General features: G+C 60.1%; 18 protein-coding genes and 1 tRNA gene. 12 read left to right on the top strand and 7 right to left on the bottom strand.

The features are described 5' to 3' along the window. The 10 genes from MKK60_RS12940 to MKK60_RS12895 all read left to right on the top strand — a co-directional run. Window positions 1-2,498, top strand: a 2,498-nt coding sequence (locus MKK60_RS12940) for an efflux RND transporter permease subunit (RefSeq protein ID WP_243986319.1), incomplete at its 5' end; no start/stop codon positions are given. Between the two features lie 421 nt (window positions 2,499-2,919). Beyond that, the gene (locus tag MKK60_RS12935; protein WP_243986317.1) at window positions 2,920-3,663 is read left to right on the top strand and encodes a TetR/AcrR family transcriptional regulator; all 744 of its coding nucleotides are present in this window, start codon (window positions 2,920-2,922) and stop codon (window positions 3,661-3,663) included. Window positions 3,664-3,815: 152 nt separating this feature from the next. Then, window positions 3,816-3,900 (top strand) — tRNA-Leu (locus MKK60_RS12930). A gap of 98 nt (window positions 3,901-3,998) precedes the next feature. Next, window positions 3,999-5,645: a DUF6538 domain-containing protein gene (locus MKK60_RS12925; protein ID WP_243986314.1), complete on the top strand. Its 1,647-nt coding sequence runs from the start codon at window positions 3,999-4,001 to the stop codon at window positions 5,643-5,645. Between the two features lie 505 nt (window positions 5,646-6,150). Next, entirely contained in the window at window positions 6,151-9,672 is a 3,522-nt protein-coding gene (locus MKK60_RS12920) for a hypothetical protein (protein WP_243986312.1), read from the top strand. Further along, entirely contained in the window at window positions 9,672-10,130 is a 459-nt protein-coding gene (locus MKK60_RS12915) for a response regulator (protein WP_243986310.1), read from the top strand. Before MKK60_RS12920 ends, MKK60_RS12915 begins: the two co-directional genes overlap by 1 nt. Continuing rightward, a complete protein-coding gene (locus tag MKK60_RS12910; protein ID WP_243986308.1) occupies window positions 10,130-11,347 on the top strand; it encodes a histidine kinase in 1,218 nt (405 codons plus the stop codon). Before MKK60_RS12915 ends, MKK60_RS12910 begins: the two co-directional genes overlap by 1 nt. A 384-nt stretch (window positions 11,348-11,731) precedes the next feature. After that, window positions 11,732-12,457: a hypothetical protein gene (locus tag MKK60_RS12905; protein ID WP_243986307.1), complete on the top strand. Its 726-nt coding sequence runs from the start codon at window positions 11,732-11,734 to the stop codon at window positions 12,455-12,457. Between the two features lie 110 nt (window positions 12,458-12,567). After that, entirely contained in the window at window positions 12,568-12,903 is a 336-nt protein-coding gene (locus MKK60_RS12900; RefSeq protein ID WP_243986306.1) for a DUF3768 domain-containing protein, read from the top strand. A gap of 271 nt (window positions 12,904-13,174) precedes the next feature. After that, on the top strand, window positions 13,175-13,630 hold the full coding sequence (locus tag MKK60_RS12895; RefSeq protein WP_243986304.1) for a hypothetical protein: 456 nt from the start codon (window positions 13,175-13,177) through the stop codon (window positions 13,628-13,630). On the opposite strand, the gene MKK60_RS12890 is transcribed toward MKK60_RS12895, so the two are convergent. Next, the gene (locus MKK60_RS12890) at window positions 13,587-13,850 is read right to left on the bottom strand and encodes a helix-turn-helix domain-containing protein (RefSeq protein ID WP_243986302.1); all 264 of its coding nucleotides are present in this window, start codon (window positions 13,848-13,850) and stop codon (window positions 13,587-13,589) included. The genes MKK60_RS12895 and MKK60_RS12890 overlap by 44 nt on opposite strands. 112 nt (window positions 13,851-13,962) lie before the next feature. Between MKK60_RS12890 and MKK60_RS12885 the strand changes: the two genes are divergently transcribed. Together MKK60_RS12885 and MKK60_RS12880 are read left to right on the top strand one after the other, a co-directional pair. Continuing rightward, window positions 13,963-14,487 (top strand): hypothetical protein, encoded by a 525-nt coding sequence (locus tag MKK60_RS12885; RefSeq protein ID WP_243986300.1) that lies wholly within the window; start codon window positions 13,963-13,965, stop codon window positions 14,485-14,487. Window positions 14,488-14,719: 232 nt separating this feature from the next. Beyond that, window positions 14,720-15,748 (top strand): hypothetical protein, encoded by a 1,029-nt coding sequence (locus MKK60_RS12880; protein WP_243986298.1) that lies wholly within the window; start codon window positions 14,720-14,722, stop codon window positions 15,746-15,748. Window positions 15,749-15,764: 16 nt separating this feature from the next. On the opposite strand, the gene MKK60_RS12875 is transcribed toward MKK60_RS12880, so the two are convergent. From MKK60_RS12875 to MKK60_RS12850, 6 genes are all read right to left on the bottom strand, one after another. Next, on the bottom strand, window positions 15,765-16,529 hold the full coding sequence (locus tag MKK60_RS12875; RefSeq protein WP_243986297.1) for a hypothetical protein: 765 nt from the start codon (window positions 16,527-16,529) through the stop codon (window positions 15,765-15,767). A gap of 40 nt (window positions 16,530-16,569) precedes the next feature. Further along, window positions 16,570-16,926, bottom strand: a complete 357-nt coding sequence (locus MKK60_RS12870; protein ID WP_243986296.1) for a hypothetical protein — start codon at window positions 16,924-16,926, stop codon at window positions 16,570-16,572. Between the two features lie 108 nt (window positions 16,927-17,034). Then, window positions 17,035-17,436 (bottom strand): hypothetical protein, encoded by a 402-nt coding sequence (locus tag MKK60_RS12865; RefSeq protein ID WP_243986292.1) that lies wholly within the window; start codon window positions 17,434-17,436, stop codon window positions 17,035-17,037. After that, the gene (locus MKK60_RS12860) at window positions 17,433-18,665 is read right to left on the bottom strand and encodes an MBL fold metallo-hydrolase (protein WP_243986290.1); all 1,233 of its coding nucleotides are present in this window, start codon (window positions 18,663-18,665) and stop codon (window positions 17,433-17,435) included. The genes MKK60_RS12865 and MKK60_RS12860 overlap by 4 nt, the downstream gene beginning before the upstream one ends. Window positions 18,666-18,667: 2 nt before the next feature. After that, window positions 18,668-19,588 (bottom strand): hypothetical protein, encoded by a 921-nt coding sequence (locus MKK60_RS12855; RefSeq protein WP_243986286.1) that lies wholly within the window; start codon window positions 19,586-19,588, stop codon window positions 18,668-18,670. A 142-nt stretch (window positions 19,589-19,730) separates the two neighbouring features. Then, window positions 19,731-21,446, bottom strand: coding sequence for a DUF927 domain-containing protein (locus MKK60_RS12850; RefSeq protein ID WP_243986284.1), 1,716 nt, complete (start codon window positions 21,444-21,446; stop codon window positions 19,731-19,733). Window positions 21,447-21,754 lie beyond the last annotated feature (308 nt).

Genomic DNA, 21,754 nt, shown 5'->3' with positions numbered 1-21,754 from the left:
TGGCCGGCGGACGCGGCGAGGTCGGCGGCCAGGAGCAGTCGATCCGCACGCTCGCGGCCTCGGCGACCCTCGACACGCTCGGCGCCACATCGATCGTCGTCTCCGGCAACCGCAAGGTGCGGCTCGACGAGCTCGCCACGCTCACCGACACCGCCGAGGAGCCGCGCACCTTCGCCCGCTTCAACGGCGAGCCGGTGGTCGCCTTCGCGATCTCGCGCTCGGCCGGCGCCAGCGACGCCGAGGTCTCGGTCGGCGTGGCCGACCGGATCGCGTCGCTGCACGCCGCCAACCCGGGCGTGCGCTTCGACCTGATCGACACCTCCGTCACCAACACGGTCGGCAACTACCATTCCGCGATGCTCGGGCTGCTGGAGGGCTCGGCGCTGGCGGTGATCGTCGTGCTGCTGTTCCTGAAGGACTGGCGCGCGACGCTGATCGCGGCGGTGGCGCTGCCGCTTTCGGTGCTGCCGACCTTCTGGGTGATGAGCACGCTCGGCTTCTCGCTGAACGCCGTCAGCCTGCTCGCGATCACGCTGGTGACCGGCATTCTGGTCGACGACGCCATCGTCGAGATCGAGAACATCGTCCGCCACATGCGGATGGGGAAGACGCCCTATCGCGCGGCCCTCGAGGCGGCCGACGAGATCGGCCTCGCGGTCATCGCCATCACCGCGACGATCATCGCGATCTTCGCCCCCGTCTCGTTCATGGGCGGCATCGCCGGGCAGTACTTTAAGCAGTTCGGCCTGACGATCGCGGCCGCCGTGTTCATGTCGCTGCTGGTGGCGCGCCTGATCACGCCGCTGCTCGCCGCCTACTTCCTGCGCGACCACGGGCCGGAGGACACGCGCGAAGGCGTCGTGATGCGCGGCTACACCCGCCTCGTGGCGTGGTCGGTGCGGCACAAGTTCGTGACGCTGGTGGCGGGGCTGGCCTGCTTTGCCGCCTCCATCCTGTCCACCGGCCTGCTGCCGTCCGGCTTCCTGCCGGCCGAGGACGCGGCCCGCACGCTGTTCGTGGTCGAGCTGCCGCCCGGCGCCAAGCTCGCCGAGACCACGCGCGTCACCGACGCGCTGGTGGACAAGATCCGGACGCTGCCCGAGGTCCGCAGCGTGTTCGTCGACGGCGGCCGGCAATTGCCGGGGAAGAAGGAGGTGCGGCTCGCCTCGCTGACCATCAACCTGACGCCGAAGAACACGCGACACCGCACGCAGAAGGAGGTCGACGTCGCCGTCGGCGCGATCCTGCGGCAGCAGCCCGACATCCGGTTCTGGGCTTTGCGCGAGGGCGGCCAGCGCGATCTCGCGCTCATCATCGCCGGCCCCGACAAGGCGGTGGTCGCCGACGTGTCGCAGCGCCTCCAGCGCGAGGCGGCTCAGGTGCCCCACCTCGTCAATGTGATCTCGACCGCGCCGCTCGACCGCACGGAGATCCGCATCCGCCCCAAGGCCGGGGTCGCGGCCGATCTCGGCGTCTCCACCGACCTGATCGCCGAGACGGTGCGCGTCGGGACCATCGGCGACATCGGCGCCAACCTCGCCAAGTTCAACGCGCGCGACCGTCAGGTGCCGATCCGGGTGCAGCTGCCCGAGACCCTGCGCGGCGACCTCGCCCAGCTCGAGACCCTCAAGGTCCCGGTCAAGGGCGGCGCCGCGGTGCCGCTCTCGACGGTGGCCGACCTGTCTCTCGGGCAGGGCCCGACCGCGATCGACCGCTACGACCGGGCGATCCGCGTGGCGCTGGAAGGCGACATGCAGGGCTCGGACGCCCTCGGCTCGCTGATCGACCAGGTCATGCACCTGCCGACCGCCCAGGCCCTGCCGCCGGGCGTGACCATCAGCCAGACCGGGGACGCCGAGGTGATGGGCGAGGTGTTCTCCGGCTTCGCCCTCGCCATGGGCGCGGGGCTGATGATGGTGTTCGGCGTGCTGATCCTGCTGTTCGGCTCGTTCCTGCAGCCGATGACGATCCTATTCTCGCTGCCGCTGTCGATCGGCGGCGCGATCCTCGGGTTGCTGGTGTTCCACAAGCCGATCTCGATGCCCGTCGTCATCGGCATCCTGATGCTGATGGGCGTGGTCACGAAGAACGCGATCATGCTCGTCGATTTCGCCGTCGAGGAGATGGGGCGCGGCGTCGACCGCACCACCGCGATCATCGATGCCGGCCGCAAGCGCGCGCGGCCGATCGTGATGACCACGATCGCCATGGCCGCCGGCATGGTGCCCTCCGCGATGGCGCTCGGCATCGGCGGCGAGTTCCGGGCCCCGATGGCGATCGCGGTGATCGGCGGCCTCATCGTCTCGACCGGCCTGTCGCTGGTCTTCGTGCCGGCGATCTTCGTGCTGATGGACGACCTCTCCCGCTTGATCGTCCGCCTGTTCTCCCGCTTCGTCGGCGCGCGCGACGACCCGGAGGAGGCGGGGCGAGCGCCTTCCGGCCATCCCGCCAACGATGGGCGGGGCTACCCGGCGCCGCCTCGAATTGCGGCAGAGTAGGGGACGCTTCGGCGCACGCGCATCTTCGATCGGGGCGCGGACATCGCGTTCGGGCGGTCGATCCGAGCGCTTCGCGGTTCCGTCATCCCGCGATGAGAGGCCTGTCGCTCACCGCGCCGGCGCCGCAAGCGCTTTCGGCCCATGATCCACCACCGCGTTGCCGACCACGGCCGCGATGGAGAGCAGGGCGGGCAAGGCCGGCGCGCGATCGTGCCGCCATGGTCGAACACCGCGCCTCGCGTGCGCCCAATGGGCATGTCGTGCCATCGCCCTCGTGCGGCAAGCGCGCACAAAGGCACTGCCCTCCTCCGCCCGCGTCCCTACATAGGGAGCGGGACAGGATCGACCGTTTCGCGCGTCGATCGTCACGAGGCGCGTCGCCCCTTCGGAGCGCGCGCGAGATCAGCCAGGAGCAGGCCGCATGACCGAGACAGCAGGCTCGCCGAAGAAGGGCCGCAAGCCGGCGGATCCCGGCGCCCATCACGAGGCGCCGACGCAGCCCCCGCGCGAGGCGGCGGTGGAGGCACTGATGCGGCTGGCGGCCGAGCAGCCCTGGAACGACATCGAGGTCGGCGACATCGCCCGCGAGGCGGGTCTGAGCCTGGCGGAGCTGCGCGACCTGTTCCCGTCGAAGGGCGCGATTCTCGCCGGCCTCGCCCGGATCATCGACCGCAAGGTGCTCGAGGAGGACGGTGCCGACCTCGCGGAGGAGCCGACCCGCGAGCGGCTGTTCGACGTGCTGATGCGCCGGCTCGACGCGATGACGCCGTACAAGCCGGCCTTGCGGCGCATCTCGTTCGCGCTGCGCGGCGACGTGCTGTCGATGCTGGCCCTGAACGGCATGGCCCTGAACTCCCACCGTTACATGCTGGCCGCGGCCGGGATCGACACCGAGGGCCCGCTCGGCCGGCTCAAGCTCCAGGGCGTCGTCATCGCCTTCGCCCGCGTGGTCGAGACTTGGCTGCAGGACGACGATCCGTCGCTCGCCCGGACCATGGCCCGCCTCGACAAGGAGATCCGCAGCGGCGAGCGCTTCATGGAACGCGCCGAGGACGCCCGCCGGCTCGTCGCGCCGTTCCGCGCGCTCGGACGGTCGCTGCTCGATCGCCGGTCCCGGTCGCGCACGCCGGACGTGGAGGACGGCGAGCCGGCACCGAGCCTCTGACGCGCTGGCGCTCGCCATCGGGCCGGCCATCCGCGCCGAGGCGAGCGCCACGATCACACCGGGCGGTCGAACGCCCGCACATGCGGAATCCCGATTGACGCCACCGATGCCACCCCCTAAACGAGCCTTCGTCGGCGCCGAGCGCCCGGCGAGCCCAGGTGGCGGAATTGGTAGACGCGCTGGTTTCAGGTACCAGTCTTGCAAGAGGTGAAGGTTCGAGTCCTTTCCTGGGCACCATCAGCTGGCTAAGCCGCTGATCCGCAAAGAAGTTCAGACAGATCATGGTGTTAGCCAGCCCGTGTGGTACACAAGGGTGGTACACAGTGGTCCTTTCGATGTCTCGACCGCAGCTCCGAAAAGATGCGCACGTCTACCGTTTTCGCAAGCGCGTGCCGGCTGACCTCGTCGCTGTAGTCGGCCGCCGCGAGGTTGTTTTCAGCCTTCGTACGAGCGATCCGAAAGAAGCGAAGCGGCTGCACTCCGAGGAACTCGCGAAGCTTGAGTCCCAGTGGGCGGACCTGCGCCGCCGTCCGTCGAACGGCACGACCGATGCGAAACCGGCGGTTATGGAATACAGTGCGGCACCCCGTTCTCTAAGCGAGCGCCAAGCGGCTGAGCGCGCACAGTGGATGTACGTGCACTGGCTTGGGCTGTACCGCGAGAATCCCAGCCAGCAACGTTTCTGGCCGACCGATTTGTACCACCATCTCTGGCGCGCCTCGCCTGGAAGCGTCGAGAACCGCGATGATGGACGCACCACCGTGCGAGCAGCTCTCGATCTGAGAAGCGTCGAGAAGGTCGAGGAACTCCAAAGGTGGTGTCGGCTCCAGGCGGAGACCGTGCTCGACCTCCATGACGTCGATGCCGACGAGATCAGTACCTTGCGGGTCGCCAAGGCCGTTGCGTCTCAGGTTCAGCGTGCAAGTCTGGCCCTCGCGGCGCTTGCGCGTGGTGAGCCCGAGGCGCCACCCATGGCACCTCAAGCGGCCGCTTCGCCTATGTCACAGCCGGCTGTTAAGCCTGTGCTGCTCAGTGAACTCATTGAAGCCTGGTGGCGGCAGGCAGAGCGGACCGGCAAGTCCCCCTCGACCCGCGAGTCGTACACCAACACGATGCGGCAGCTCCACGCCTTTCTCGATCACGAAGACGCCCGCCGAGTGACCGCCGATGACGTGCGCCGGTTTCGGGATTTCCGCCTCGCCAGCAAGAAGCGCAATGGCGAGCCGCTTTCGGCAGCGACCGTGAAGAATAGCGATCTGGCTGCCCTCAAATCGGTGTTTGGCTGGGCGGTCGTTGACGGCCGCCTGCCCGTTAATCCGGCCGTCGATGTGAACGTGGCCAGGGTTGCAAAGATAAAGCTGCGTGAGCGCGAATTCACTACCGAGGAAGCGCGCGCCATCCTGCAAGCGTCCATGCATCTGCAAGCCGGTCGGGAATTGCCTCAGACCCTTGCGGCTAAACGCTGGATACCCTGGGTGCTCGCCTTCACGGGCGCCCGCGTTGGCGAGATCGCGCAAATGCGCCGGCAGGACCTCCACCTCAAGCAGATTGAGGGCCATCCTGAAGGCGTATGGGTGCTCAGAATCACGCCGGAGGCTGGCGCAGTGAAGACCAAGCAGGCGCGGGAAGTGCCCCTCCATCCGCAGCTTATCGAACTTGGCTTCCCGGCGTTCGTCCAGAGCGTACGCGAAGAGCGGCTATTCCTAGTGCCGGGCACCGAGGGGGCGATCACGGGGCCACTGCAAGCTGTTAAGAACCGCCTTGGCGAGTTCGCGCGCGAGCACGTTAGCGACCGCGGGGTGAGCCCCAATCATGGCTGGCGGCACCGCTTCCGCACTGTTGCAACCGAAGCAGGTATATCAGCCAATGTAATCGATGCGCTGTGCGGCTGGGCGACTAAGAATGTGGGCGACCGTTACGGCAGCGTTTCCTTGAAAACGAAAGCCGATGCAATTCTGCGAATACCACAGTTTAGAATCTAATTAAAGTCGAATCGAAATTTGGTCATCAGCTTCTGTTTGGAGCATAAAAGGCTTATTTTGTAGTTTCCCATTAAGATCAATTTCAAAACTGTAAAAGCATGTTGTGTGTACAAAGCCTTTCTAGTTTTTGGGTCTCAAAAAAATTTAATTAAACACGTCCAACCGAGTTTAGCGGGTGAGATGATATTCTATCAACGACTTATATAGTTCCTTTATAAATTCCCGTGCGAACCTATCGTTCAAACCTTCAGAATGAATCTGAAAGCGCCGCATATCATTTTTGTTGAGTGATAAAACAGCGAGGTTTGCTCGAAATAGTTCATCAATGCTACAAAATGGCAACCACTATATTTGTTTGCTAGATCGGAGTTTGGAGATCTCTCACGCTTCAATAAATTGTTGACCGACGCAAATAACTTATTAAACTCCGCAAACAGTGTAAGATACCTACTATCTGATATAAAAGTCTGTCACTAGAAGTGTATTGGAAGATTTTTGTAAAGCAATGGCAAATAAAAAAACCACTCATAGAAAACAAGCTGCCGGCTCGAGCGACGAATTTGATAGAGCTCGTATGAAAATAAGGCAAAATAGTAATGTTAGAAAAGGTTTGGCGAGTTTTCGGCACAAGGCAGATTGTCAAACTTTACTTATGGTAGGAAGTGATTTTGCGTCGCATCCATCTTACAGAAGTCTCATCTGGCCAAGCCCTTTTCCTCAAAGAATAGGAAGCCTACCGATCCGTGGGCTTCCCTACTATGCTGGCTTCAGCAGGGAGCTCGCTTGGGCGGTAAGCACGATCTCCGTCTATTCAGTAGAATTGAACGCCTTCCTCGACCTCAAAAGAAAATGTGAGCAGCTATTTTTTATATCGGATTTACAAGGAGTTGAGAAAATTCTTGATAGCGTTCAAGAAACGTTTGGAATTTCTATTTGGCTCATAGATCAAAGGTTAACGCATCTGCTGTTATCGAAGGGTTATAGTGCCAAAAATAACTTTGTAAAAAATATAATGAAGGACGTAAAGTCTCCATCACTGATGCGACTAGCAACGAGCTGGCTTAGCTATAGATTGCTAGCTGGTGTCTCCGCAACTGAGCTTGAACGCCTGTTAACGGAGCTAAATCCACTCAAAGACGGATACGATTATTTACTGCATATTATCATGGGCCAGCAAGTAGCTATAGATGAAGCTACTGCAGGAATTATGATATGGGAAGCAGACAATCTACCTGTTATAGATCGATATCTTCTGTTGGTGTTGACGCTACAGAGTCTGGTATCAACTGCACCACTTTCTTTGAGCGACTCAACACAATTCTTGGCAGCCACAGGAAAGATCGCAAAAACAATCGATGACAAAAGCTTATCCCGAATAAACATAATTTTGGGAGATAAGCTAAGTTATGTGGATCTAGACCCCCAAATTATCGAACTACTGGATCGTTACACCAACGCAGAGTATAATGAAGTACTACAAAAAGTTTCTTGTATGGAGTTAGACGAATTAAGCATTGAAAAAATCTATATCGCAATTCGTTCTGCGCTTCATATCGATAGTACTTTTACAATAAATAGTAAAACGACGGGGGGGAAGTCTCTAGTTTCGTCAATTTGCGCCGACTTAAATTCGATAGCGAATTTTAACGAGGGAGGAGTTGAAGCTAATCTGCGACTTCGGAAACTTGTAACTACATATGCGAGCTCTGCATGGGCCTCTTCCCTTGCAGCGGTTTTAGAACGCCAAGGAAACGATGATCGAGCTTTTGCATCGTCCCGCTCGCAAACATTTCACGCGCTTCGTACGGCCGAGGAGCATCCTCTTTCTGCATTCAGTTATACTACATCATCTACGACGAATAGAATTTTACAAAACCAACTCGCTCAACACCCAAATTCCTCAACAATCATCGCATTAAACGCGATTTCTCTTCCATCTTGGACGATACCAATCACCGATGGTGATCTTATACCATCGTCTAGGACGAAATATTTTAATGCATTATCTTGGATAAGGAATAATAAAGAATTAGAAGCAATTGATATACTTGATCGGTTAAGCACAGAAAGAAGTCCGAGACTGAAGAAACTCGAAGCATTATTATTGCTTGTTCAATGCCATCTTAGGCAAGGGCAAATTGCTGAATGCGCAGATGTGGCAGGAGAGCTGCTTGCTATCTCAAAATATTTTGCCGTCGTTCTGCCTCTTACGGAAATCGTAAAACAAATTCTACTTACGCATAATCTTCCTATGTCGAAGTCTCCAACCCGAGGAAGACTGAGCGTTGCAATAATTCTTGACGCTTATTCGTGGTACATTTCTCCAGAATATGATGCAGAGCGAGCAGATGCTTTTCGAGACGTACTAAAGCGTTCTAATGTTAAAAAAGCATCGGAGCTTTTGAAAAATCCAAATACTCTTTCTCGGATCCAACTAGTTTATTTTCTACGTCAAATATGTGTTCCAGACGTTCTAGACCAGTCGCTTGCTTTGGAAAGCACGAGAGCGGTCGAGGATGAGCGTGCAACTATATTAGTCGAATTGAACGATCTAATTGCTAGCGAAGGGAAGCAGCCTCCATCTCAATTTAAAGACGAGCTGCGGGAAATTAGAACTCGTCAAGTAGTTCGTGATACAGCCCGGCGTTTAGATCGAAGTAAAGTTTATGTGAATGTTGACGGTATAAGAAGAGCAATTGATGTTAGAATGCGGGAGAATTGGAATAGATATCGATTGATGGCGCAGTATGGGGCAGGCGACTCGAATCTCGGAAGCATCGAACGTATTGTGCGTTCTGCATTAGGAGAACTCGGAGACCAAGTTACAGTCATAACTCTGAACACTCCATTGAATGAACGTAGATCTTTGTTTAGAAAAATGGTAGTTGAGCTATGGGAGTTACTAACTACAAGCAAAGAGTATGGCTTAAATTCGAATTTGAGCACAAACATTCGACATGGGTATGTTCTGAGGGAACTTCGCGGACCTTTAGTCGGTCGAAATCTCATTACGAACAAGGATTCGGAAAGCGGCAGTTACCAAAATAATATCTTTTGGGCAGACCGGATCCAGACTGACGTCCAAAATATTAAATCAGATTTATCGGCGTCTTTATCAGCCTTTTCTGAAAAGATCGATCAACAGATCGATAAACTGAACAGAAGTTTGCTTCGAATAAGATCTGAGAAGACGCCAAACGGGTTGTTTAACTATAGCTTGAGTGAATCGGTACTTCAAAATATGGAATATAGAAACGCGCAAACGGAGATGTATGAAGATTTCATTAGTTCAGTACTCGATCAATTTTGGAAAGTGACCGAACATAATTTAAATCGTGTGCGTGAGAACTTATTCACTTCTGTACTACAAGAATTTAACGAGTCTCTAAATAAGCTCGAAGAAGATTTGAGAGAAAATAGCACAGCTTTATACGTCCCGGGTGTAATGACTGCTATCAACATGGTTCGTCCTGAAGTCAGATCAGCAATTGATAGGGTAGCGAGCTGGTTCACTTTATCTGGAAATAATGAGTATCAGGACTACGATCTTGAGATTGCTTATCAGGCCGGTCTTCAGACCGTTAAAACTTACTACGCTAATGTATCGATATCTGCAAAGTTTGAATCAAATGTAGTAGTAATATTGAAGGGCTCATCTCTTCCGACATTTGCCCGCTTGTTTTTCTTGTTACTTGACAATGCCGCGTTCCACGGTGCTCACAACCGTTCCGAGCTAAATCTTATTGTGAGCGTTGAATTTAGCGAAAAATCATTCTTGCTGGAAGTTAGGAATGACCTTCCGCCTGCTGTGGACCTACCTAAGCTCGACTTAAAAATTAAAAGCATTAACGAAGATTATGGACACGAAAAAGCGGCCGAGCTTCTCGGTGAGGAAGGCGGATCTGGATATCCAAAAATTTGGAAGCTGCTGAATTTTGATCTGCGTTGCGATCATGGTTTAGCTGTACTTCGCGATGATGGGGATTTCGTGGCTCAGTTACTTATAGATCCGCGGGGTTTACATTGATGAAAATTTTGATAGTAGAAGATGATGAAGAAAAAGCTCACGATCTGACCCGATTTATACAAGAAAACTATATTTCATCTGAGATAAGTATCGCAAAATCGTTTCAAAGCGGATTGCGTGCCGTTTTTGCTGGAAATATAGATCTTATACTTCTGGATATGACCATGCGCAATTACGACAGGTCTGTTGAAGAGGACGGTGGGCGACCGCACCACTTCGCTGGGCGAGAAATATTGAGGCAGATGGCTCGAGAAGAGGCTCTGATACCGGTTATCGTTGTCACGCATTTTGACCGGTTTGGAGAAGAGACTGAAGAGGTAACGTTGATTGAACTCAAAGGCGAACTAAAAAAGCGGTTTCCCCATTATTTAGGGACGGTGCATTATAGATCTAATGTCGATGATTGGAAGTTGCAGTTAACCGAACTTATTAGCGCGCATCTGCCGGAGTATTTATAATGCTAAAAGTGCTTGTAGTCGAGGATGATACTCAGAAATATGGACGTATACATGTCGCTCTGGAAAAGTACGGAGTTGAGGCGGTTAATATAACACACGTACTCGTTGCCTTTCAGGCAATAGAAAATCTATCGCTTAACCACTACGATCTCATGCTGCTCGACGTGAATCTTCCCCGGCGCTTCGGTGAGACTGAAAGGCGGGGTGGAGGACTTGAGATTTTGCATGAATTAAATAGAAACGAAGATCTTATTCGACCGACTTATATAGTCGGCATTACGGCTTACGAAGACGTTATCGAGGAGTTCGGCCCCGTATTTGCCGAACAGCTATGGTCTATAGTTCATTATAGAGATACTTCGGATCTTTGGATTTCTCAACTAGGGGCAAAAATAAATTATATAACTGCATTCAAGAATTCAGAAGGATTTAGAGATGGAAAGACATATGGGACGGATTTAGTAATAATTTGCGCTTTGGATAAAGTTGAGTATGACGCAGTAAAACGACTTTGCGATTGGGAGCCTTTGCGTCTAGCTCATGATGATACTCGTTATCTATCTGGCACGATTACAGGAGAGCGTGGAACATTTTCTGTTGTCGCAGCCGCAGCCCCGCGTATGGGAATGCCTGCATCGGCTGTGTTGGCGACGAAAGTTATACATCAGTTCCGCCCCCGCTTTATCGCGATGGTCGGCATTTGCGCTGGCCGTTTCGAAAAGGTGCAGATTGGGGACATAATCGTAGCAGATCCCACATGGGATTGGGGGAGTGGAAAAATCATTTCTGAAGACAAGCAACCTAAGTTCTTGCCGCAGCCTCATCAATTGGATCTTGACGAAGACGTTATCCCGGATCTGAAGGACCTTGCAGAAGATGCTTCCGCTATGGCTAAAATAAAGCTTAAATTTGCAGGCAGTAAACCTCGGTCGGATTTAGGCGTCCATTTTGGACCACTTGTTTCTGGTGCGGCTGTAGTAGCACATAAGCCGACTTTTGATAGCTTACTTAATCAGCACCGAGGTATTCTTGGTATCGATATGGAGGCATACAGCGTTGCTGCTGCAGCTAGGGGGGGCGGTAAGCCTCGACCCGTTGCAATTATTGTTAAAGCCGTCTGTGACTATGCTGATGAACAGAAAGATGACGATTATCAGGGCTACGCTGCTCATGTAAGTGCGGAATTTATATGGAGCGCAGCAAAGCGATTTCTCTAATAATTTCAGACTATTTATTTATTTTAGCAAGACGAGTAGATCTTCATACAGGATCAAATCCTGATTGACTTATAAATATTTATCTAATCCTTTAACAAGAAATTCAAGGCGGTATCTATAGATTTTCGCTTTATACATCAGACCGTTTATATCCTGTGTTTACAATGAGGCGGTATATGTTATCGTAATGGTGTTGTACGGGAGACGGTAGTTCCCAATTTAATTGGTGCTCAGCATCCCATTGAAATGGTGTGTCTTGCACCGATAGTTACGGCTACCGCGCGCACCCGACAACGATTCTGCGCAAAGCAAAGTGTGCGCATCAGTAAAGTCTCCGAACAAGGCCCCCATCCTGGGGGCCTTCGTCGTTTTAGGAGTCCAGAAATGGCGATCCAGTCCATTCCCACGCTTGTCGAAGAGAACTCGCTCGTGCCCCAACTACCGGCCCTCATGCTGTTTGGGCGCAATCGCGGCGGGAAGCCTTGCGCTGCTTGGTTCGACAGTAATCAGGCAGAAGCGGCCACCGCTGCGGCGGTCACGATGAAACTGCGTATGTTGCCCATTGCCGGTGACGATCAGCGCGCACTCGCTTTGCAGCTCGCTCACGGCCGAATCTTGCCGAGCGGCAAGGTGCACGTGCCAGGCGCTCGCCGTGACCTCTACGGTCGTCTCGTCCTGTTGGCCGGCGAGAGCGCCGGTTTGAGCATTACCGAGCACCCCGAAGAGCGAAACGAACCGGTCCGAATGACGGCTGCCGAGACAGTGATCGGCGGAAACGTTCCATCAGAGACCTCTATGCCCAGCGAGCAGACCCGAGGCGCTGCGGTCCCGGTCGGATTTGCTGGAGCGAAGGGGGCGACGGATGGCCCGGCGACACCGAAGATCGGCGACCACAACTTCGTCGGCAACTCTGTCCCACGCGACCGCGATGAGATCGGGCTCGGCAGCATCGTCCTCGCCCATGAGGGGCCCGAATACGGTTGGTGGGAAGCCGAGATCATCGGCATGAACGGCCGGGTATTCTCGATGCGCTGGCGGGACTTCCCTGAGCAAGGGACCTTCCTCCGTCAGCCCGGCGAGCTCGCCCTGATGCCCCCCGGCAACGAATAATCCCCCGGCAGCGTCCTGCGCCCGAGCCAGGCATCGCCAGCCCGGGCGCCCCAGCGCCGATGCCAATCGTCCGCCGCATCGCACCACCCCTCCCATCCCCCGAGGTTCCCATGACCGTCGTCCTCGACGCGGATCGCATCGCTGCGCTCAACGACATCCTCCGCCGCACGCTCTCCGGCGGCACCCTCGTGCTCACCGCCGGCATCGTCGCGCTCGGCCGCGGACGCCAGCAGGCCATCCTTGACGCGGTTGCTGCCTTCGACCGCTTCGACGCGGACAACGACCCGCATGGCGAGCGCGACTTCGGTGCGGTCGAGGTCGTCGGCGAGCGGGTATTCTGGAAGATCGACTACTACGACCGCTCCGGGCGCTCCGCCTCACCGGACCCAGCGGATACGTCCGTCACTACTCGTGTACTCACTGTCCTCCTCGCCGAGGAATATTGAGGTGAACTGGCACGAGGAAGGCCCATCCGCCGGTGTCTCCCCACCGGCACGGAGATCACCGACCCGCCGACGCCTACTCGCCCTCCTCGGCGGCTTACCGGCACTGAGAAGGAGGGCGACAGGTGCCGGGCGACCACCGCCCCATGCAGCCGCCCACGGACCGGTCACTGACCCAATACCGGGGCTGTTCGCTGAGTTTCAGGCGCTGCTGGACCGGCACGAGGCCGCACTGGCGTGTTGCGACCGCCTTGAAGCAATGCTTCTTGCTCAGATGGATCATCCGCGGGTGCCGTTGCCTCCGGACTGGGACGGGTCGCATCGCTATGCCGGCGAGGCCGGTACCATCGCGCGGGTCGTCTCATCGGGCCGCCACCGGCGTCGCCTGGAGCGGCTTCTCCAGCGCCGGCAGCGTCGCTGGAACGAGGCAGCCTGCAGCATCGGCCTGACGGCCGCCCAGGTGGCCGAGGCCGAGCTTGATGGGGCCGTCCTCGACAAGGCCGATTCGCTGATCGCTACCCCCGCATGGACCCTCGACGCAATGGTGCTGAAGCTCGTCGTCCTGCTCGGCACGCAGGAACCCGGACCGTCCGCATCCGCAACGTCGCCGTGGCGCGAGCTTCGGCTGATCCTCATGGATCTCAGGGGCCTCGCGACCGCGGCGGAATCACCTCATGACGACGTGGCTACGACGCCGGCTTACGTCCCGCCCGCAGCGGCATCGGTTTGAGGGCGTCGGGATCGGGCTCGATCAGCAGGCTCGCGACCGGGACGGACAGGACCATCGCCATCGCCTCCAGCGTCGTGACGGTGACGTTCTCCGAGCCGCGCTCGACCCGTCCGACATACGCCCGGTCGATGCTGGCCGCGAGCGCCAAACGCTCCTGTGACAGCCCGCGCTCGACGCGCAGCCGCCGAAGGTTCCAGCCGATGATCGTCCGCGCGTCCATCGCAGGACACAGCCCGATCCACGGCTTGACAATCGACGGACCGACAATCCCTCATTTTCCACACTCAGAGGTGCACGGCCGCTGACCGTCGCCACCTACGGAGCCGAGGATCATGCTGTTATCCGCTTCCGGCAATTACCTCTTGGTCGCCCTTATCGCGGCCGCAGCCAGCTACGTCCTGGCCCACCGCAAGGGCCTCAACGCCGTCGGGTGGGCATGGGCTTCGCTGTTCCTGATCGTCCCCGCGCTGATCCTGCCGTTCGTGCGCACGCGCCAGACCTCGGCTTCCTCGGCCGGCATCCCGGATGCGAATTGGTACGCGCTTCTCGCGTACGACCCCGAGATCAAGGCCGCAGTGGCACGGCTCGCTCTCTTCGGCGCACCTGCCGTCGATGATCTGCGACGAGCCTGGGACGCGGTGCCCAATAAGGACGCGCTGCCGGAGATGGTTTCGGACATCGAAGCGCGATGGTCGGCGTATGCGAGCGCAGGCCTAACCCACGTGGAGACCCGGGACGGGGTCGCGGTGCTGCAGGATGCGGTCGGACGGTATCACGTCGATGGGCGCCAAACCGCCGATCTCGGTAATGCGCGCCTCCTAGCCTCTGCTGGGGCGCGACGAGCGCGCGCGCTTTAGCTCGTCGGCGCCGGCATCGTCGGCGCAGCCGTCATGGCGACGGTCACGACCGGCAACGACCCCGCGCGTGCGCAGGTCGTCAGGGTCGCGATGACGCTGCCCAGCTACGAGGTCTCGTGACCATCACGGTGCGCAAGGACTCGTTCGGTTACGACCTGATCGAGGTCAAACCATTCGAATCGGAGGCGCCTGGGCACTTAGGCGGTGATAGGCATGTCGAAGAGGGAGCGCCATGGACTGGTTCGAGCGGCTGACTGGATTCGAGGAAGAGAGCTACGGGAAAACGCAGGCGCGGCTGGGCGTACTCAATGGTCGTCTCATCCGAGAGGGTACGGGCGAGAGCTTCGGAGTCGGCACACTCACGCTGCCCTCCCTCTCGGAACTACGCACCGCTGCGGCGGGCGTGCAGAGTCGGGGCCGGCTGCGGCTGTCCATCGTCGAGGGCGACGTGCGGGCGATGCACCGGGCAAGCGCGAATCGCGGCGCGCTGTTTCAAGTCGCCTCGCAGTTCAACATGCTAGAGATGGTCGGACCGGAGGTCACGCCCGAAACCGGCGTCGCCGGCTACGCGTACGACCGCACACAAGGGCCGGCCTGCGCGATGGCGGCCGGCGCGGCTACGATCTACCGCAATTACCTTGCGCCTGTGGCAGGCGAGACCGGGCAAACGGCGGATCGCCAGCTCGACGGCCTCGCCGACCTCGGGGACGCTCTCGCGCGGCGCCTTAGCACTGACCTGGGGAGCTTGTGGATGATGCGCAACGGCTATGCGCTTCCATCGCGATCAGGTCTCGCGGCAATTGCCGAATACCTTGGCACGGCAGACGAGGACACCCTCGACAAATTGCGCGGCCGGTTGCGGCTCGGTTTGCACACGGATGTCGAGGTAACCGACGGGTCGGCGCCGCGCCCAATGGTCAGCCAGATCTTTTGCTCGGCGCTGCCGGTGGCCTACGCGCGCCTGCCGGCCGCGGCGTGGGCGCCGTTCGCCCGACTCGTACTGGAGGCCGCCTACGAGGGCACGCTGCTGGCCGGGGTGCTGAACTCGGTGCGCGGCGCTTCGAACCGCGTGCTGCTTACCCGGCTGGGCGGCGGCGCCTTCGGCAACCCGGACGCGTGGATCGACGGAGCTTTATTGCGGGCGCTGCGGCTGGCACGGGGGCACGGGCTCGACGTGGCCATCGTCAGCTACGGACCGCCATCACCAAACTTGAGGCATCTCGTCAGGTCGTATGACGAGGCAGGCCGGACTTCGGACTGAGACGGACAGACGCCATTCATCGTTCCGCCACGTAGAGGTCGATCATCGTCTGGATCGGTCGAAACCCCAGCTCGTTCCTGTTGAGATAGCCGGGGTGGTAGGTGCGAAAGCTCGTCCTCGGTAGGATGGGATGGGTGTAGCGAGCTGCCTGCCGGATCGGGAATGGCGCCAGCGCGACACTCTCGCAACCTGGAAACTCGTCGCTCACGAAGACGTCGTAGTATGGGCCGCTTACGAAGATCGTCAGGGTCGGACGCAGGATCTCGATCTCGGCGGCCAGCAATCCGCGTTGCCTAATCAGAAAGTCGGACCGGATCGCTTTGGGGACCGCCCAGGGCGTGTACCCCTGCCCGGAGTTGGCCGAACACCGCACGACGTTCGTCCAAACCATACTGGTTGAGCCATACGCCTGCACCGCCTCGCGCACCCAGCGGAAGTATCGCCAGAACGGCCCCCGGCTGGCGGGGTGATTGGCGGCGAAGTCGAATTCGCCGTAGCCGTAGGTCATCGCCTCGACCGCTTCCTCGTGCTGCGCGAAGTCACCCAGCGATGCGATATCGGGGTAATCCCAACCTAGACCGTCCGCGCGCAGTCGTTCACCCTCCCAGCTCCAACCCGCCGTCTCCTGCCCGATCCACAAAATCCGGTGCTCAGCCATCTGCCACGCTGCCGGGATCTTGATCAGCAACGGAGGTGAGAACGCCTCCAGCAATTCGGGAGCGGCATCCCCCAGGGACGCCTGGAATTCGAGGTAGCGGGCGTCGAGATGTGACTGAGTCAAAGCAGTTCCTCCACGAAGGCCTATCGTTGACGATGAGAACTCAGTCGCCGCAGCCAACTCCCACGGCGGTTCTCGCGCCTTCTTCGGCCTCGTACCGCCGCGCCTCTGCTTCCAAGTAGCACGCCTCTTCCCCTAGGCGGCGGGCGTAATCCTCCGAGATGCGCTCGAAGGTGCCATCCTCGACGAACGCCTCCAGCACGGCGCGAGCCAAACCGGTCGCGGCGAGCCTTTGCTTCGCGCCAGCTGCGATCTCGGGATGGTATTCGACGAGGGTGGATAGGTACGCGACCGCCTCGCCTTCATCGGAGGGGATGAAGATGCATTCGACGATTGGCAGGAACATCACATCGCCCAGAAAAGACCGACGGACTATGGACGACAAGTCGTTGACAGGCAACGTTTTTTATTCTTCGACCGGGCTGCTGAACTATCCCTGCTGGAAGGATTCTGGCGGCCGCCGACCCTGTTGCAGCTGCCAAGAGGAGAGAACGCGGTTCCCTTGCGCCTACCGGTAATGGGGATCGCCGCGCACGATGACGGTGGCCGCGTCTAACCCGAAGGCCGTGCGCAGAGCGGTGAGCGTCGCGAGCTGTTGCAGCCGCCGGTCGGCATAGAGCACGAACCGGGCGCTCGGCACCTCGTAGACTACCCGCCCGCGCGGCCACTCGTCGTACTCGGAGACGCGGATGGCATCGGGGTGACCCTGCTCGCGTAGGCCACGCACGCCGAGCCGCTGCCACGCCTCCCACTGCTCGTAATGCCCTGGCCCGTGAGTGAGGCAGTCACCGTAGGGTTCGGCGCGCGACAGGGGCGTGCGATCCACCACGAGTGCGCCGGCCACGCGCCAGAAGATGCCGACCGACGGCTCAGACGTGGTGTCGGTGTTAGATGGGGCGAGGGCGCTCATGGGATCGCCCAGGCCTCGCCGTCGGCCAGACGCCGGACCCGCTCGAAGCCGGTCGCCGCGCTGTCCCAGTTCTCCCCGTGCACCGGGATCACCGCCTTCGCGCTGACCGCGGCGGCCAGCGTGCGCAGGTCGGCGGGGGCGGCGTGGCCGCTGCTGTGCAGGTAGGCGATCTCCGCCCCCGCCGACCGGCACCACTCCAGCGGCTCGGCGCAGTACGGTGTGCTTAGGTAGCCGCACATCGACAGGTTGAAGGCGTCGCGCGCAGTCGGGATGAGCCCGGCGCGGGTGTAATTGCCGATCAGCGAGCGCCGGAGCATCACCACCGCGTCAAGCGGCACCGCGCGGGCGGCAACGCCGTCGCGGGCCATCCTCGCGACGAAGTCCTCTCGGCCCCGGCTTGCGTACATCCGGCGCAGGCCGCTCGTGACCACCACCTTTAGGTTGGCGAAGCCTGTCCGCGGCAGCCGCGTGCCCTCGGCGATCCGGTCGAGCACGTCGGCGGTGTACAGATCGATCACCAGCGACCGCCCAGTTTTCTTGGCGGCCCGGTAGAGGGTGACCGTGCGGTCAATGTTCTGGCCCGACCACGCCACAAACACACGGCCGGCCGTGCGCCCGAACAGCGCGACGAAGGCGTCCTCCAGCGCCGTCTCGGTTTGCACCGGCTTGTCGGTGCCGAGGTTCGTCCCCTCTATGATGAGTGCATCGATGTCGGCCGGCGGGCGAGCGAGCAGCCCGTCGACGAGGCCCCCCTTGCGCCCGTGCCGTCGGAAGTCGCCTGTGTAGAGCACGCGCCGGCCGGCGCCCTCGACGAGCAGCATGTAAGCGTCGAAGGCGCTATGGTCGGTCAGCATCGGGGTGACAGTGAACGGGCCGATAGAGAACGGCCCTGAATAGCTGTCCCAGGTCTCGAAAATGCGCGAGGCCGGGCGGTCCCCGATCTCCCCGGTGAGCGCAATTAGCCGCGCGGAGGCCGCCCCGGTCCAGACCGACCAGTCGGCGGGCAGTTCGTCCACGAGGCCGTGATGGTCCTGGTGCGGGTGGCTGATGAGCACAGTCGCCGGCCGCGATAGGTCGAGGCTTGCGGGCAGCAGGCCGGTCACCCCCTCCGGTGCGTCGAGGGGGCGACCGGCGTCGAGGACGAGACGGGCTCCGTCTGGGTGGGCGATCTCGATGCAACTCCCGCCGATCTGGCGGTTGCCGCGGTGGACTGTCAGGCGCAAGCTCACGCTCAGACCCTGATGTCCACGGGCCTGCCCTTCGCCCGGACGTCTCCGATGGCCTCGCCCAGTTTTCCGAGGTGCTTCTTCCAGCGCGCCTCGTTCTTCTGGGCGTTGTCGAAGCCGAACACGAGAAGCCCAACCTTCGGGGTTTCGCCCAGTGTCAGGCGCCGCTCGCAGCGTCCGACAGCGTCGATCAACGGCGACAGCGCGCGGGCCCATCCCATGTCCTTGAACGCCACTAGGTTGGCGGCCACCGCCGCGTAGCTCGCCTCGATGTCCGTCTGGTGTTGTGCCAGCGCGAGGCGGTAGGTCTCGACCTGCCCGCAAACCGGCGCGGCGCCGTCGCCGAACGCGCGCAACTCCCCGTTGGCGTAAGCCTTGGCCTCCCAGAATACGAGCCGCACGTCCTCGCCGGCCGCCTCGACGCTGGCTAGGTCGATGCGGGGGGCACTCTTCCCGGAGTCTTCGGCGATGGCATAGCGCCCGGGGAAGGCGATCTCGACGTCGAGCACGGCGGCGTTGCCTACGGCGATCTCGTGGCAGCCGCTCTTCTCCTCGCCCGAGAACAGGGCGGCGGCACGCTTCATCTTCGCCAGCGTAGCCGGCCCCTCGTAATCTCGGATGAGGGCGCGTTCCAGGCTTGCGGCAGTGTCGAAGCGCCCGCCAACCAACGGTACTTGCTCGGCCAGCGCGGGATCGACAAGAAACTTTTCATGCGTTGAGACGACGATCTTCCCGCGCGGGCAGCTAACGTTGAATAGGGCCTGGCCGCGCCAGTAAACGTTTAGGTCGGCGCGGCGGGGTGCGATGAGCAGCTTGGGGTCGGCCAGCACGTCGCGCCACCAGCCGCCCGCGGCAGCCTCCTCGGCCAGACGTTTGACAAAATTATCGTTCAAGGCGCGGTCGAAAATCACGGCGGGCTCCTGCAAGGCGACACTCCCTTATTCCCGCGAGTCTCCGCGAAATTCACACTTGAGGTTACAAATTTTGTTCGATGTCGCGAAGGGAGCGATGCCAAGCATAGTGCGAAGCTAGACGGGCAGGCGAATTAGAGCATTCGCCCGCTGCGCCTCAGTTCGGCAAACGGAAGGTGATTGAGCGGACCTTCTTGCCACCCTTTGCCCAACGCGGCGACGAGACCGCCCAGTCGTGACCGCCACCGCCCGGGGTGCTCTCCGGATTGGCCTTCCGCAGCGCCCCGGTCCGGTCGAGCCACGTCAGGATCGCTGTGAGTTCCCGCTTCTCGAACCACGACGCGAAAGGCGTCGCGTGTATCGTCACGTACTCCCCGCCGCCGTCGTCCCAGCGATAGCCCAGATCCACACCGGGGCGGACGCTGTCCCGCAGGGGAAGGTCTAGCTCGAGGAGGCGTGCGTGTAGCCGCTCCTTTGCCTTCAGCAGCACGGGATCGCCGAGCCGCGCCGTCTGTTGCGCCTCTCGGAAACATCTTATGATCGCGCGGCGGACACTGACCGCTCGCCACGGCCGCGGCAGGATGCCGACGTCCATCGCGATGCGCGCGCCCGCATAAATTACGCTGATGCACTTAGCGGCGTGCTCGATCTCGCTCTCGGCATCATGCAGGTCCAAGGCGTGCACGAACTCGGCGGCGTACCGTCGCGCTCGGATCTCCACCTCGTCGCCGAGCGCGATGAGACGCTCGAGATAGGCGTCGAAGACGACGCCGTGGTTGGCCTGGCAGCCCTCGCGCATCTTGACCATCTGCGCGAGTGCCCAGCGATGGAACTCGTCCTCGCTGACATCGCTGGGACGGCCATCGAACACCGTCCGGCGACCTCCCTGTAGCGCCGGCACGTCGAGGCACCGCGCCTTCTCCCCGCCGGGCCGTTCGCGCCCGATCTGGCGGGCCAACTCGTCGATGGACCTCTCCGAGTTGAAGAAGAAGATCGTTGAGAAGCTCGACTGCTCAATGTCGCTGGCGAAGGTCGATGACTTGTGGCGGGTGCGATCCCGGCTTTCCCCTAGCGCGTAGATTGCCGGTCCGAGCTGCTCGTAGGCCTTCGGCCCGAGCAGCGCCATTTCGTTGAGCGGCAGGGCGCAGTCGTTGAACACCCCAGCGAGTTGCAGCAGGCCCGCCGTGGTGGTGTTGAGGTTGGGCAAGGCGGCTTCGTTGGGTAGGCCGATGATCGAGCCCGCCACCGTCGTGATCGTGGACTTGCCGGACTTGTTCGCCCCGAAGAGGTTAAAGCCGAAGGACGGGAACCTGAGGATGCGTAGCAGCGGCGCCGCGAAGGTCGCCGCGATCACGAGGATGGCCCGAGAGGAGAAGCGGGCCGGCATCGCGACCTCGTCGATCCAGCCCTGCACCGTCCCGGCCTTGCGGAAGGTGATCAGAACGGGCTCGCCGTCTTTCAGCCGGGGCGGTCGGAGGCACTGCAGGCCGCCAATGCGGCCGACGACGCCGGTTTGGCGCACGAAGGCTTGCCGCTGCGGCCCGTACCACCCGTTACGGGCAGCGTGGCGGATATGACGCTCTGGTGGGGCGGCGATGGCCTCTTCAATCGCCTGCAGGTCAGCGTTGGCGAGGCCAGCGCCCTTTTTGCGGCCCTCAATGAGAACCTGTTTCCCCGACTCGGATCGTTCGCAAGGCACGTCGAACTCGACCGTCCCGCCCAGTACGGTGGGCGCGCGGAAGCGGTCGTGAGCGTTACCGGTCGCCTCATCCGCAACGTGGGCGACCTTGAGCACGACAGGTGCCGGCTTGGGTTCGGTAGTCCAATCGATGTCGACGGGAGGTCTGTGACGTGCCGACAGCTCGATCTTCATGATGCCGCGTCCTGGCATGGCTTTTCTCCTGGGCGCGCCGTGCCGGACGTGCCGGTCGGCGTCGCGGAAAGGTTGCGGGGGCTGGCACGCCCGGCACGGCCGGCGCGCTCGTCGAGCGCGATGTGGCTGTGGGTTTCACTGTGAATGGGCGTGCTGCAGTTCACACTGTTTCCTGTTTGGCACTCCTTTCTCACTCGGGGGCGTCACCCTTCTCGAAGAGCTTGGCGCCATAGTTCGGGGATGGGTGGAGATCGGCTCGTTAGTGGCCGTCAGATGCTCCTTCAAAGGTTGGTCGGCACTGTTCGCGG

Origin of the sequence: Methylobacterium sp. J-092 (assembly GCF_022829325.1) — a bacterium.
In the GTDB taxonomy this organism is placed as follows: Bacteria; Pseudomonadota; Alphaproteobacteria; order Rhizobiales; family Beijerinckiaceae; genus Methylobacterium.
The sequence above is the reverse complement of the archived record's forward strand: the minus strand, read 5'-3'. Positions and strand labels throughout refer to the sequence as shown.

Excerpts from the sequence above, each read along its gene's own strand:
- MKK60_RS12935 (WP_243986317.1), top strand. The coding sequence starts at position 2,920 with ATGACCGAGACAGCAGGCTCGCCGAAGAAGGGCCGCAAGCCGGCGGAT.
- MKK60_RS12925 (WP_243986314.1), top strand. The coding sequence starts at position 3,999 with ATGTCTCGACCGCAGCTCCGAAAAGATGCGCACGTCTACCGTTTTCGC.
- MKK60_RS12920 (WP_243986312.1), top strand. The coding sequence starts at position 6,151 with ATGGCAAATAAAAAAACCACTCATAGAAAACAAGCTGCCGGCTCGAGC.
- MKK60_RS12915 (WP_243986310.1), top strand. The coding sequence starts at position 9,672 with ATGAAAATTTTGATAGTAGAAGATGATGAAGAAAAAGCTCACGATCTG.
- MKK60_RS12910 (WP_243986308.1), top strand. The coding sequence starts at position 10,130 with ATGCTAAAAGTGCTTGTAGTCGAGGATGATACTCAGAAATATGGACGT.
- MKK60_RS12905 (WP_243986307.1), top strand. The coding sequence starts at position 11,732 with ATGGCGATCCAGTCCATTCCCACGCTTGTCGAAGAGAACTCGCTCGTG.
- MKK60_RS12900 (WP_243986306.1), top strand. The coding sequence starts at position 12,568 with ATGACCGTCGTCCTCGACGCGGATCGCATCGCTGCGCTCAACGACATC.
- MKK60_RS12895 (WP_243986304.1), top strand. The coding sequence starts at position 13,175 with ATGGATCATCCGCGGGTGCCGTTGCCTCCGGACTGGGACGGGTCGCAT.
- MKK60_RS12890 (WP_243986302.1), bottom strand. The coding sequence starts at position 13,850 with ATGGACGCGCGGACGATCATCGGCTGGAACCTTCGGCGGCTGCGCGTC.
- MKK60_RS12885 (WP_243986300.1), top strand. The coding sequence starts at position 13,963 with ATGCTGTTATCCGCTTCCGGCAATTACCTCTTGGTCGCCCTTATCGCG.
- MKK60_RS12880 (WP_243986298.1), top strand. The coding sequence starts at position 14,720 with ATGGACTGGTTCGAGCGGCTGACTGGATTCGAGGAAGAGAGCTACGGG.
- MKK60_RS12865 (WP_243986292.1), bottom strand. The coding sequence starts at position 17,436 with ATGAGCGCCCTCGCCCCATCTAACACCGACACCACGTCTGAGCCGTCG.
- MKK60_RS12850 (WP_243986284.1), bottom strand. The coding sequence starts at position 21,446 with ATGAAGATCGAGCTGTCGGCACGTCACAGACCTCCCGTCGACATCGAT.